This is a genomic window from Stenotrophomonas maltophilia group sp. Smal13 (assembly GCF_030236855.1).
GTDB classification, from domain to species: Bacteria; Pseudomonadota; Gammaproteobacteria; order Xanthomonadales; family Xanthomonadaceae; genus Stenotrophomonas; species Stenotrophomonas maltophilia_A.
The window spans coordinates 22,014-33,523 of sequence record NZ_JASJSQ010000017.1 but is presented as its reverse complement, the minus strand read 5'-3'; the positions used below and the strand labels follow the sequence as shown (position 1 = coordinate 33,523).

Genomic DNA, 11,510 nt, shown 5'->3' with positions numbered 1-11,510 from the left:
GCGGCGAAAGCATCCGGCCGGCACGGGGCCGGCCGGATGGGTACAGCAGGGGGATCAGACGCGCTTGTCGATGGCGACGAAGTCGCGGTCTTCCGGACCGATGTAGTTGGCGCTCGGGCGGATGATCTTGCCGTCGATGCGCTGCTCGACGATGTGCGCGCTCCAGCCGGCGGTGCGGGCGATCACGAACAGCGGGGTGAACATCGCGGTCGGCACGCCCATCATGTGGTAGCTGACGGCACTGAACCAGTCCAGGTTCGGGAACATCTTCTTGATGTCCCACATCACCGATTCCAGGCGCTCGGCGATGTCGTACATCTTCATGCTGGACTGTTCTTCGGACAGCTCGCGGGCCACGTCCTTGATCACCTTGTTGCGCGGATCGGAGACGGTGTAGACCGGGTGGCCGAAACCGATCACCACTTCCTTGCGCTCGACGCGGGCCTTGATGTCTTCCTCGGCTTCATCCGGGTTGTCGTAGCGCTTCTGCACTTCGAACGCCACTTCGTTGGCGCCGCCATGCTTCGGGCCACGCAGCGCGCCGATGCCACCGCAGATCGCGCTGTACATGTCGCTGCCGGTACCGGCGATGACGCGGCAGGTGAAGGTCGAGGCGTTGAACTCGTGCTCGGCATACAGGATCAGCGAGGTATGCATCGCCTTCACCCACGATTCCTGCGGCTTCTCGCCGTGCAGCAGGTGCAGGAAGTGGCCACCGATCGAGTCATCGTCGGTTTCCACGTCGATGGCGCGGCCGTTGTGGCTCCAGTGGTACCAGTACAGCAGCATCGAACCGAGGCAGGCCATCAGCTTGTCGGCGATGTCGCGCGCGCCCGGATGGTTGTGGTCGTCCTTCTCCGGCGCCACGCAGCCGAGCACGGACACGCCGGTGCGCATCACGTCCATCGGGTGCGCCGACGGCGGCAGTTCTTCCAGCGCCGCCTTCACCGCGGCCGGGATGCCACGCAGCGACTTCAGCTTGGCCTTGTACGAAACCAGCTCGGCGCGGGTCGGCAGCTTGCCGTGCACCAGCAGGTAGGCGATTTCCTCGAACTCGCTGGTGTTGGCCAGGTCCAGGATGTCGTAGCCACGGTAGTGCAGATCGTTGCCACTACGGCCCACGCTGCACAGCGCGGTGTTGCCGGCGGCGGTGCCGGACAGGGCGACGGACTTCTTCGGCTTGAAGGTCGGGGTTGCGGTCGTATCGTTCATGTTTCCCTCCGAAAACTTGATGGTGCAGGGTACTGCTTATTTCTTGGCGGCGAACAGTGCATCGAGCTGCTGCTCGAAGGCGTGGTAGCCGATGCGGTCGTAGAGTTCTTCGCGGGTCTGCATGGTGTCCACCACGTTGCGCTGGTGGCCATCGCGGCGCACCGCCTGGTAGACGTTCTCGGCAGCCTTGTTGGCGGCACGGAACGCCGACAGCGGGAACAGCTGGATGGCGACGCCGGCCGAGGCCAGTTCATCGCGGCTGAACAGCGGGGTGGCGCCGAATTCGGTGATGTTGGCCAGCACCGGCACCTTCACCGCGTCGACGAAGCGGCGGTAGGTGTCCAGGTCGTAGGCAGCCTCGGCGAAGATGCCGTCGGCACCGGCCTCGACACAGGCGATGGCGCGCTCGATAGCCTTGTCCACGCCGTCCACCTGGATGGCGTCGGTGCGCGCGATCAGGAAGAAGTCCGGATCGGTCTTGGCATCGGCGGCCGCCTTCACCCGGTCGACCATTTCACCCTGCGAGACGATCTCCTTGCCCGGGCGGTGACCGCAGCGCTTGGCGCCGACCTGGTCCTCGATGTGGCAGGCGGCCGCGCCGGCCTTGATCAGCGACTTCACGGTGCGCGCGATGTTGAACGCGCTCGGGCCAAAGCCGGTGTCGATGTCGACCATCAGCGGCAGATCGCAGACATCGGTGATGCGGCGCACGTCCACCAGCACGTCTTCCAGGGTATTGATGCCCAGGTCCGGCAGGCCCAGCGAGCCTGCGGCAACGCCGCCGCCGGACAGGTAGATGGCACGGAAGCCGGCGCGCTTGGCCAGCAGGGCGTGGTTGGCGTTGATCGCGCCGATCACCTGCAGCGGCGATTCGGCAGCCAGCGCCTCACGGAAGCGGGCACCGGCAGAGAAAGGGGCGGAAGCAGTCATGCGGCAATCCAGGTTGAAGAACGGATGGGTAGGCGCAAGCACCATGCCAAGCTGCAAGCGGTTGATTTCACGGGGATGACCGACACGCAACCGCGAAACAAATGAAACATTGAAACAGATGTATCATGAAACACCCCGTCTGAACCCATCGCCATGTACCTGCCCCGCTCGCCCCTGCGCCATGCCGATGCCGACCCCGGCCGACCGGTGATCTGGACGGTCAGCGTCTCGCGGCTGACCGGCCTGCTCGGCGACGTCATTCCCGAGTTCGACCGTCGCGCGCGCATCGAACAGATCAACCTCGGCTTCGAGGAAGCGGTGGATGTGATCGGCCAGCGCCTGCGCCGCGAGCATTGCGATGTGGTGATTGCCGGCGGCTCCAACGCCGCCTGGCTGCGCGGCCGGCTGGAGCTGCCGCTGGTACCGATCCAGGCCAACGGCTTCGACCTGATGGAAGCACTGGCGCGCGCGCGACGCATCGCCAGCCGCATCGGCCTGGTCACCCACGCCAGCGACGTGCCGGTGTTCAGCAACTTCCAGCAGAGTTTCGGCCTGGATATCGAGCATCGCCGTTTCGTCACCCGCGAGGACGCACGCGACTGCATCGCCGACCTGCGCGCCAACGGCATCGAAGTGATCGTCGGCACCGGCATGGCCATCGACCACGCCGAACAGGCCGGCCTGCCCGGGGTGCTGCTGTACTCCGCCGACTCGGTGCGACAGGCGTTCGAACATGCGCTGGAACTGACCCAGACCCTGGCACGTTCCAGTGGCAATCGGCCTAGCCCACGTCGGCGCCCGGCAGCGCGCGCCGATGCGCATGAACTGCTCGGCGACAGCGACACGATGGCGCAGGTGCGCGCACAGATCGCGCTGTATGCCCCGCATGACAGCACCGTGCTGGTCACCGGCGAAACCGGCACCGGCAAGGAACTGGTTGCGCGCCAGCTGCACGCGGCCAGCGGCCGTCGAGGCCGCTTCGTCGCGTTGAACTGCGGCGCGATCAGCGAATCGCTGCTGGAAGCGGAGCTGTTCGGCTACAGCGATGGGGCATTCACCGGCGCACGCCGTGGCGGCCGTGTCGGCCTGATCGAGGCCGCAGACGGTGGCACCCTGTTCCTGGACGAAATCGGCGAACTGCCGCTACCGCTGCAGACCCGCCTGCTGCGCGTACTGGAAGAACGCGAGGTACTGCGCGTGGGCGCCACCGAACCGACCCCGGTGGACCTGCGCGTGGTGGCCGCCACCCTGCAGTCGCTGGAGCAGCGCGCAGCAACCGGCAGCTTCCGTCGCGACTTGTATTACCGCTTGGCCGCACTGCGTATCGCCCTGCCCACGCTGCGCGCGCGGCGTGGCGACATTCCGATGCTGGCACAGCACTTCTTCCGCCAGCTGCGCGGCATCGATGCGCCATTGGATGAGGACGCGATGGGCATACTGATCGCCGCCGGGTGGCCCGGCAACGTGCGCGAACTGCGCAACCTGGTGGATCGCCTGCGCATCCACTGGCAGCCGGGCGAAGGGCTGATCGATGCGGCGCGCCTGCTGCAGCTGGCGCCGGAGCTGGTGAATGAAGGTGCCGCCTCGATGCCGGTGGAAAGCAACGGCAAGCGCCCACCGCGTGCGCAGTTGGAAACGCTGCTGCAGGAACATCGCAATGATCGCGAAGGGATGGCGCAGGCGCTGGGCGTCTCACGCACCACGCTATGGCGCTGGCTGCGCGCGGAGGGGTTGTAACCACTCGTTGCCTGGTGGGTGCGAACCTTGGTTCGCACCGCTCTTCCGTCAAGCATCTCATCCACGCATGGCGTGGATCTACCGGAACACACCAAATGCTACAGGCGCACTCCGGCTGCGCGCGGACGATGAGCACTCACCGTACCCAGCGCGCCTCGATGGCGAACCGTCCACTCCCCACCGCCGCAATCCAAAGCAGCAACACCCCCAGCGGCACTTCGCTCAGGTAGAAGAACCAGCTCAACCAATCCGGCACGCCCAATCCTGCTGGAATGCGTGCGATGCCATCCGTCAATGCGGCCACCGCGCAGATGCCCGCCAGCAGCAACGCCGAGGGGCGGCTCAGCAGCCCCAGCACCAGCAGGCCGCCGGCGATCCATTCGATCACACCGAGCACCGGCGCACTGAACACCGGGAACGGAATGCCCGCATCAACCAGCGTATGCACCATGCGCTCGCGCCCCGCGTCGGTGAACACCTTGTTCCAGCCGGATACGCAGAACATCACGCCGGCGACGATGCGGGCAAGCAGCAGCAGGAAGGCTTCCACGCCGCGGCGTGGCGGCGGCACAGCAAACAGGCAACGCCAGGAGGGCATGGCAACTCCGGAAGTCGAGGGCATTCGTTGGAGTGTGCCGGTTGGTTGCCTGCCCGCAGATGAAGCGCATGGGTCCGAATGCGACAATCCGCTCTTGTAGAGTCGAGCCATGCTCGACTGCTTTACGCGCCAGAGCAAAAGCAGCCGAGCATGGCTCGGCTCTACAACAGCCGCCCGTCGGCCAGCAGCAGCTCGATTTCCTCCACCTGCACCACCGGCACCTGCCACGGGTGATGCGGCACGATGCCCTGTTCGAAGATGCGCTGCAGCCGCTGCGGATTCCGAGGCAGGCAGAATTCCAGGCGCACGCTGTCGACCACTTCGGTGCGGCCCGCCTCACCCTGCACGGGTGACGCACCCACGCGCGGGCGGAACTGCTCGAACCCCGGCGCCGACCACCACATCCCGTGCTCGTAGTCGCCGGCCGCCAGCGCGTCCACCGCGAGGATGCCCTGCTTCACTGCATCCAGTGCTGCCGACGGCACGAACACCACCACACGGTACAGCGGCAGGCGTTGCATCAGGTTGCCTTACGGATACAACAGGCGCTTGCTCCAGCGCCCTTCGGCACCGGCTTCATAGCACCAGCGTTCGTGCAGGCGGAACTGCGCGCCATACCAGAACTCGATGCGGTCAGGCACCACGCGCAGGCCGCTCCAGCCCTCCGGGCGCGGCACGTCCTTGCCCTCGAAGCGGGCTTCGACCTCGGCCACGCGCGCATCGAATTCCTCGCGCGTCGCCAGCGTCTTCGACTGCTGCGAGGCCCAGGCGCCGATCTGGCTCATGCGCGGGCGGCTGGCGAAATAGGCATCGGCTTCAGCATCGGCGACCTGCTCGACACGGCCTTCGATGCGCACCTGGATACCCGCCTCGCGCAGGCTGCGCCACAGGAACAACAGCGCGGCCTGCGGATTGGCCTGCAGCTCCTGGCCCTTGTGGCTGTCCAGGTGGGTATAGAAGACGAAGCCACGCTCGTCGAAGGCCTTCAGCAGCACGGTACGCGCCGAGGGACGGCCCTGCGTATCGGCGGTGGCCACGGTCATCGCATTCGGCTCGACCTCGCGGCTCTGCTTGGCCTCGTCGAACAGGCCGGCAAACGTGGACAGGGCTTCGGCGTACAGGTCGCTCATGATTGCGTTCTTCTCACACGGATTGGGCTATTGTGGCTGCATGGCCGCTGCTGCGTATATGCCCCAGGTGAAAGGATTCCCCGAAACATTGGCCGAACAGGCGCTGGATGATGCGCTGGGCAGCGGTGCAGCGATTCCAGTATTGGCGATCAGCGGCCTGCAGGGGAGCGGCAAATCGACGCTGGCCGCGCAGGTGGTGGCGCGCGCCCAGGCACGCGGCCTGAACGCGGCCACGCTGTCGATCGATGACGTCTACCTCACCCGTGCGCAGCGCCAGCGACTGGCCCGCCAGGTGCATCCGCTGCTGATCACCCGCGGGCCGCCCGGCACCCACGACCTGCCGCTGGCCCACGGCGTGCTGGACGCGGTGGCCGCACGCCAGCCCTTCGCGATGCCACGATTCGACAAGCTGGCCGATGAACGCCTGCCCGAGGCTCAGTGGCCGCAGCTGCAGCAGCCATTGGACCTGCTGGTGTTCGAAGGCTGGTTCCTCGGCACACCGGCGCAGGATGACAACGCACTGGACAGCCCGCTGAACGCACTGGAGCGCGAGGCCGACGCCGATGGCCGTTGGCGCCGCTGGTGCAATCAGGCACTGGCCCGCAACTACCCGGCGTTGTGGCAGCGCTGCAACCGCCTGTGGTTCCTGCAGCCGCCGGATTTTTCGGTGGTGCCGCGCTGGCGCTGGCAGCAGGAGCAGAACCTGCAGGCGGCGCAGCCGGGCCGGCACGGCATGAGCCGGCCGCAGCTGGAGCGCTTCGTGCAGTATTACGAGCGGGTCAGCCGGCAGGCACTGCATGCCCTGCCCGGCCTGGCCGACCACGTGGTGGTGCTGGACGGCCAGCGCCAGGTGCAGGCGGTGCGCTGAGCACGCCTATTCCACCAGGAAGGTCACCCGCAGGTTGACCCGCCATTCGGTGATTTCGCCGCTGCCGTTGGTGACCACCTTGGTCTCGTTCACCCAGGCGCCCTGGATGCCCTTGACCGTCTCGGAAACCTTCTTCAGCCCGCTGCGCACGGCGTCTTCCACGCTTTTGGGCGAGGAGGCGGTGATTTCGATGACCTTGGCGACCGTCATGGCCTGTACTCCGGCTGGCGCGGGAGACCCCGCAGGAACGCCTACCCTGACGTGAAGAACGTAAAGGCAAGGGCACGGAGGTGTTAGCATCAGAGGGCATGAATCCTGCTCCGAACCTGATCCTGATCGGCCCGATGGGCGCCGGCAAAACCTGCATCGGCCGCCGCCTGGCCGAGCGCTTCACGCTGGACTTCGTCGATGTCGACCAGGCCATCGTCGATGCCGCCGGCGCCAGCATCCCGACCATCTTCGAGCACTCGGGTGAAACCGGCTTCCGCAGCCATGAGCGCGAAGCCTTGGCCCGTGTGCTGGAAGGCCGCGGCCAGCTGGTCTCCACCGGTGGCGGCGCCGTACTGGATCCGGACAACCGTGCGCTGATCGCCCAGCGCGGCTTCGTGGTCTACCTGCGGGTCAGCGTTGCCGCGCAGCTGGAACGCCTGGCCCGCGACAAAGGCAGGCCACTGCTGCAGCGCCCGGACCGCGAGCAGGTGCTGCACGATCTGGCTGCTCACCGCGACCCGCTGTACCGCGAGCTGGCCGACCTCACCCTCGATACCGACCCGTACACCGCTGCCGACGCGACCGCCCACCTGGTGGTCAAGCTGGCCACGCAATGGCAGCGCCAGGACCTGACCGCATGACTTCCCCCGCCCTGCTGCAGGTCGCCGTTGGCGGCGACCGCCCCTACTCCATCACCATCGGCGCTGGTGCCCAGACCGACGGCACCGCGTTGGCCTCGCATGTGCGCGGCCGCCACGTGCTGCTGCTCAGCGACAGCGAAGTGGCTCCGCGCTACCTGGCAGCCGTGAAGCAGACGCTGCTGGCCGCACGCCCCGACCTGATCGTCGGCGAGCACGTGCTGGCCGCCGGCGAAGCCTCCAAGACCCTGGCCGAATTCGGCCGCGCGATCGAAGCGCTGGCCGCGCTCGGCGCCACCCGGGATGCCTGCGTGTTCGCCCTCGGTGGCGGCGTGGTCGGTGATCTCGCCGGTTTTGCCGCGGCCTGCTGGATGCGCGGCGTGGACTGCGTGCAGCTTCCGACCACCCTGTTGGCGATGGTTGATTCGTCGGTGGGCGGCAAGACCGCGGTCGACATTCCCGCCGGCAAGAACCTGGTCGGCGCGTTCCATCCGCCGCGCGCGGTGATCGCCGATACCCGCGTGCTGGCCACCCTGCCGCCGCGCGAGCTGCGCGCCGGCCTGGCCGAAGTGGTGAAGTACGGCGCGCTGGGCGATGCGGTGTTCTTCGAATGGCTGCAGCAGCATGCCGATGCGCTGCTGGCCGGCGAAGACAACGTGCTTTCTGAAGCCATCGCGCGCAGTTGCCGGCACAAGGCCGCCATCGTCGAGCGCGATCCGTTCGAGAAGGGGGAACGTGCCCTGCTCAACCTGGGACACACCTTCGGCCACGCCATCGAGACCGAACAGGGCTACTCCGCCCCCGGCCGCGATGCGCTGAACCATGGCGAGGCGGTGGCGGTGGGCATGGTGCTGGCGGCGAAGCTGTCCACCGACCTGGGCCTGGCCGACGATGCCGACCGTGCGCGCCTGCAGGCCCTGCTGGAACGCCTCGGCCTGCCGGTGGCGATCCCGGCGGGGCTGGACCCGCAGGCCCTGCTCGGCCGCATGCGGCTGGACAAGAAGAACGTGGCCGGCCGCCTGCGCCTGGTGCTGTGGCGTGGCATGGGCCGCGCCGAAGTGGTGCCGGACGTGGATGAGGCAGCGGTGCTGAAGGTGCTGTCGGCCCGGTAGTGCCGGCCAACGGCCGGCACCACCGCGTTGCGGCCGGGGTCACCCTGGCCCCGCTACAATCGGCGCCATGCACGTCTACCTGCAACATCCCGACGCCGGTGCGCAGGCACCGCGCTTCCTGCGCCTGAGCCTGCAGCCGGATCTGTTCGGCAGCTGGGAACTGCTGCGCGAGAGCGGCCGCGTCGGCAGCCGCTCGCAGCTGCGGCGCGAGCTGTTCCTGCAGGCCGACGAAGCCCGCCATGCCTTCGAGAAGGCCCGCGATGCCGAACTGCATCGCGGTTTCCAGATCCTCTCGCACGGCGACTGACGCCGCTGCCAACTTTCGTCCAAGGAATGCCCATCGTGACCAGCCCTCTCCGCAACGATCGCCTGCTGCGCGCCCTGCGCCGCGAACCGGTGGACTGCACCCCCGTCTGGCTGATGCGCCAGGCCGGACGCTACCTGCCGGAATACCGCGCGACCCGGGCCAAGGCCGGCAGCTTCCTGGCCATGGCCAAGAATCCGGAGATTGCCTGCGAGGTTACCCTGCAGCCGCTGCGCCGCTTCCCGCTGGATGCGGCCATCCTGTTCTCGGACATCCTCACCATTCCCGATGCGATGGGCCTGGAGCTGTACTTCGTCGAAGGCGAAGGCCCGAAGTTCCGCCACCCGGTGCGTGATGAAGCGGCCATCGCCAGGCTGGCGGTGCCGGACATGGAACAGGACCTGGGCTACGTGATGGACGCGGTGCGCCTGATCCGCCGTGAGCTGGACGGCCAGGTGCCGCTGATCGGTTTCTCCGGCAGCCCGTGGACGCTGGCCTGCTACATGGTGGAAGGCGGCGGCAGCAAGGACTTCGCGCGGATCAAGGCGATGGCACTGAACCATCCGCAGGCCCTGCACCGCCTGCTGGAGGTCACCACCGAGGCGGTGATCGCCTATCTCGGCGCGCAGCGCGCGGCCGGTGCACAGGCGCTGCAGGTGTTCGACACCTGGGGTGGCGTGCTGTCGCCGTCGATGTACCGCGAGTTCTCGCTGCGCTACCTGCAGCGGATTGCCGAGGGCCTGGAGCGCGGCGAAGGCAACGAGCGCACCCCGCTGATCCTGTTCGGCAAGGGCACCGGCCTGCATCTGGAAGCGCTGTCGCAGACCGGTGCCGATGCGCTGGGCCTGGACTGGACGCTGGATCTGGACGAGGCGATGCGCCGCACCGGCGGCCGCGTCGCCCTGCAGGGCAACCTCGACCCGACCACCCTGTACGCCTCGCCGGATGCGATCGCCGCCGCAGCAGCACGCGTGCTCGACACCTATGCCGCCGGCAACGGTGGTTCGCGCGAGGGCCATGTGTTCAACCTCGGTCACGGCATGTCGCCGGACATGGACCCGGCGCACGTGCAGGTGCTGGTCGACGCAGTGCACGCGCACAGCCAGCGCTGAGCATTGCGCATGCGGTTGCGGCGCGATGTTGATCGCGCCGTGACCCGCAGTGCGCGATCATGACGACCCCCACGCTGCACCGGCCACACCCCATGTCCACATCGCCATCGACCTACACCCGCCAGCGCCCCCTGCTGTGGCTGGTTTCGTTGGCGATCTTCATGCAGATGCTGGACTCGACCATCGTCAACACGGCCTTGCCGGCGATGGCGGCCAGCCTGGGCGAAAGCCCGCTGCAGATGCAGTCGGTGGTGTTCAGCTACGCATTGGCGGTAGCCACCTTCATTCCCGCCTCCGGATGGATCGCCGACCGCTACGGCACCCGCCGCACCTTCCTGGTGGCGATCATCCTGTTCACCCTCGGCTCGCTGGCCTGTGCGCTGGCCCAGCACCTGCACCAGCTGGTTGGGGCACGTGTGCTGCAGGGAATCGGCGGTGCGATGCTGCTGCCGGTTGGACGCCTGGCAGTGATGCGTTCGGTGCCACGCGAGGACTTCCTGCGCGCGATGAGCTTCATCGCCATCCCCGCGCTGGTCGGCCCGTTGATCGGCCCGACGTTGGGTGGCTGGCTGGTCGAGATCGCGTCGTGGCACTGGGTGTTCCTGATCAACCTGCCGATCGGCGTGATCGGTTTCATCGCCGCGATGAAGATCATGCCCGACCACTACGCCAGCCATCGCACCCGTTTCGACCTGCGCGGCTACATCATGCTGGCCTTTGCGATGGTGGTGCTGTCGCTGGCGCTGGACGGCATCTCCGGGCTCGGAACGCCACATGCGCTGGTGATGCTGATGACCGTGGCCGGCCTGGCCGCACTGGTCGGTTACTGGCTGCATGCCGCCAACTCCACCGCGCCGTTGTTCTCGCTGGCCCTGTTCCGCGTGCCCAGCTACCGCATCGGCATCCTTGGCAACCTGTTCTCGCGCATCGGCAGCAGCGCCATGCCGATGCTGATCCCGCTGCTGCTGCAGGTCGGCCTGGGCCTTGGCCCGATGAACGCCGGCCTGATGATGGTGCCGGTGGCGGCGGCCGGCATGGTGTCGAAGAAGCTGGCGGTGAAGCTGGTCGAGCGCTACGGCTACCGCCGCGTGCTGATGGTCAACACCGTGCTGGTTGGCCTGGCGATGGCCAGCTTCATCCTGATGACACCCGGCCAGCACCTGGCCTGGCGCCTGCTGCAGCTGGCCTTCTTCGGTGCGGTCAATTCCCTGCAGTTCACCGTGATGAACACCGTGACGCTGCGGGATCTGGACCGCGAATTCGCCAGTTCCGGCAACAGCCTGCTGTCGATGGTGATGATGCTCGCCGCCGGTTTCGGTGCCGCGGCGGCCGGCAGCCTGCTGGCTGCGTTCGGCAATCACCTGGACAGCAACAGCGCCACCGCGGCACTGCATGCGACGTTCCTGTGCGTGGGCGCGATCACCCTGACCTCGACGATGATCTTCTGGCAGCTGCCGGACACCAAGCCCGAACCGCGGCAGGTCGAGCACGTCGCGGAGTGAGGGGGTTCGGCAGGGCTGCACCCTGCACCCGCCGAATCAACGTCAGCGTCAAAAGCGGGCATTCCGTGGAATGGCGGGGCGGTGTCGGATTGCGGGGACGCCACAAGTACGTCCCTGCAGGCTTGGCAGCCGCATCCATGCGGCTGACACCCCGCAA

At 67.4% G+C, this 11,510-nt stretch carries 13 protein-coding genes; 7 read left to right on the top strand and 6 right to left on the bottom strand.

All coding sequences use genetic code 11. The features are described 5' to 3' along the window. Nucleotides 1-54 precede the first annotated feature (54 nt). Nucleotides 55-1,212, bottom strand: a complete 1,158-nt coding sequence (prpC, locus tag QRO95_RS08240; RefSeq protein WP_014038133.1) for a 2-methylcitrate synthase — start codon at nt 1,210-1,212, stop codon at nt 55-57. Nucleotides 1,213-1,248: 36 nt separating this feature from the next. Continuing rightward, nucleotides 1,249-2,142: a methylisocitrate lyase gene (prpB, locus tag QRO95_RS08235; protein WP_049401429.1), complete on the bottom strand. Its 894-nt coding sequence runs from the start codon at nt 2,140-2,142 to the stop codon at nt 1,249-1,251. A gap of 153 nt (nt 2,143-2,295) precedes the next feature. On the opposite strand from prpB, the gene prpR reads away from it, so the two are divergent. Continuing rightward, nucleotides 2,296-3,879, top strand: coding sequence for a propionate catabolism operon regulatory protein PrpR (gene prpR, locus QRO95_RS08230; protein WP_285302248.1), 1,584 nt, complete (start codon nt 2,296-2,298; stop codon nt 3,877-3,879). A 136-nt stretch (nt 3,880-4,015) separates the two neighbouring features. Here prpR and QRO95_RS08225 read toward each other — a convergent pair whose 3' ends face one another. The 3 genes from QRO95_RS08225 to pdxH all read right to left on the bottom strand — a co-directional run bounded on the left by QRO95_RS08225 (nt 4,016) and on the right by pdxH (nt 5,607). Beyond that, nucleotides 4,016-4,477, bottom strand: coding sequence for a DoxX family protein (locus QRO95_RS08225; protein WP_285302247.1), 462 nt, complete (start codon nt 4,475-4,477; stop codon nt 4,016-4,018). Between the two features lie 161 nt (nt 4,478-4,638). Further along, on the bottom strand, nt 4,639-4,998 hold the full coding sequence (locus tag QRO95_RS08220; RefSeq protein WP_285302246.1) for a hypothetical protein: 360 nt from the start codon (nt 4,996-4,998) through the stop codon (nt 4,639-4,641). Nucleotides 4,999-5,007: 9 nt separating this feature from the next. Then, on the bottom strand, nt 5,008-5,607 hold the full coding sequence (gene pdxH / locus QRO95_RS08215; protein WP_049401396.1) for a pyridoxamine 5'-phosphate oxidase: 600 nt from the start codon (nt 5,605-5,607) through the stop codon (nt 5,008-5,010). A gap of 40 nt (nt 5,608-5,647) precedes the next feature. Between pdxH and QRO95_RS08210 the strand changes: the two genes are divergently transcribed. Further along, nucleotides 5,648-6,475, top strand: coding sequence for a kinase (locus tag QRO95_RS08210; RefSeq protein WP_285302245.1), 828 nt, complete (start codon nt 5,648-5,650; stop codon nt 6,473-6,475). Nucleotides 6,476-6,481: 6 nt separating this feature from the next. On the opposite strand, the gene QRO95_RS08205 is transcribed toward QRO95_RS08210, so the two are convergent. Beyond that, the gene (locus QRO95_RS08205) at nt 6,482-6,685 is read right to left on the bottom strand and encodes a dodecin family protein (protein WP_005410663.1); all 204 of its coding nucleotides are present in this window, start codon (nt 6,683-6,685) and stop codon (nt 6,482-6,484) included. A 98-nt stretch (nt 6,686-6,783) separates the two neighbouring features. On the opposite strand from QRO95_RS08205, the gene QRO95_RS08200 reads away from it, so the two are divergent. From QRO95_RS08200 to mdtD, 5 genes are all read left to right on the top strand, one after another. Next, nucleotides 6,784-7,326 (top strand): shikimate kinase, encoded by a 543-nt coding sequence (locus QRO95_RS08200; protein WP_032127802.1) that lies wholly within the window; start codon nt 6,784-6,786, stop codon nt 7,324-7,326. Beyond that, the gene (gene aroB, locus QRO95_RS08195; RefSeq protein WP_285302244.1) at nt 7,323-8,435 is read left to right on the top strand and encodes a 3-dehydroquinate synthase; all 1,113 of its coding nucleotides are present in this window, start codon (nt 7,323-7,325) and stop codon (nt 8,433-8,435) included. Before QRO95_RS08200 ends, aroB begins: the two co-directional genes overlap by 4 nt. Before the next feature lie 67 nt (nt 8,436-8,502). Then, complete coding sequence (locus QRO95_RS08190; RefSeq protein WP_285302243.1) at nt 8,503-8,742, top strand: WGR domain-containing protein; 240 nt, start codon at nt 8,503-8,505, stop codon at nt 8,740-8,742. Nucleotides 8,743-8,768: 26 nt separating this feature from the next. Further along, nucleotides 8,769-9,851 (top strand): uroporphyrinogen decarboxylase, encoded by a 1,083-nt coding sequence (hemE, locus tag QRO95_RS08185; RefSeq protein ID WP_032127799.1) that lies wholly within the window; start codon nt 8,769-8,771, stop codon nt 9,849-9,851. Nucleotides 9,852-9,943: 92 nt separating this feature from the next. Next, entirely contained in the window at nt 9,944-11,353 is a 1,410-nt protein-coding gene (mdtD, locus tag QRO95_RS08180; protein WP_132810625.1) for a multidrug transporter subunit MdtD, read from the top strand. The last annotated feature ends 157 nt before the right edge of the window (nt 11,354-11,510 follow it).

Excerpts from the sequence above, each read along its gene's own strand:
- prpC (WP_014038133.1), bottom strand. The coding sequence starts at position 1,212 with ATGAACGATACGACCGCAACCCCGACCTTCAAGCCGAAGAAGTCCGTC.
- prpB (WP_049401429.1), bottom strand. The coding sequence starts at position 2,142 with ATGACTGCTTCCGCCCCTTTCTCTGCCGGTGCCCGCTTCCGTGAGGCG.
- prpR (WP_285302248.1), top strand. The coding sequence starts at position 2,296 with ATGTACCTGCCCCGCTCGCCCCTGCGCCATGCCGATGCCGACCCCGGC.
- QRO95_RS08225 (WP_285302247.1), bottom strand. The coding sequence starts at position 4,477 with ATGCCCTCCTGGCGTTGCCTGTTTGCTGTGCCGCCGCCACGCCGCGGC.
- QRO95_RS08220 (WP_285302246.1), bottom strand. The coding sequence starts at position 4,998 with ATGCAACGCCTGCCGCTGTACCGTGTGGTGGTGTTCGTGCCGTCGGCA.
- pdxH (WP_049401396.1), bottom strand. The coding sequence starts at position 5,607 with ATGAGCGACCTGTACGCCGAAGCCCTGTCCACGTTTGCCGGCCTGTTC.
- QRO95_RS08210 (WP_285302245.1), top strand. The coding sequence starts at position 5,648 with ATGGCCGCTGCTGCGTATATGCCCCAGGTGAAAGGATTCCCCGAAACA.
- QRO95_RS08205 (WP_005410663.1), bottom strand. The coding sequence starts at position 6,685 with ATGACGGTCGCCAAGGTCATCGAAATCACCGCCTCCTCGCCCAAAAGC.
- QRO95_RS08200 (WP_032127802.1), top strand. The coding sequence starts at position 6,784 with ATGAATCCTGCTCCGAACCTGATCCTGATCGGCCCGATGGGCGCCGGC.
- aroB (WP_285302244.1), top strand. The coding sequence starts at position 7,323 with ATGACTTCCCCCGCCCTGCTGCAGGTCGCCGTTGGCGGCGACCGCCCC.
- QRO95_RS08190 (WP_285302243.1), top strand. The coding sequence starts at position 8,503 with ATGCACGTCTACCTGCAACATCCCGACGCCGGTGCGCAGGCACCGCGC.
- hemE (WP_032127799.1), top strand. The coding sequence starts at position 8,769 with ATGCCCATCGTGACCAGCCCTCTCCGCAACGATCGCCTGCTGCGCGCC.
- mdtD (WP_132810625.1), top strand. The coding sequence starts at position 9,944 with ATGTCCACATCGCCATCGACCTACACCCGCCAGCGCCCCCTGCTGTGG.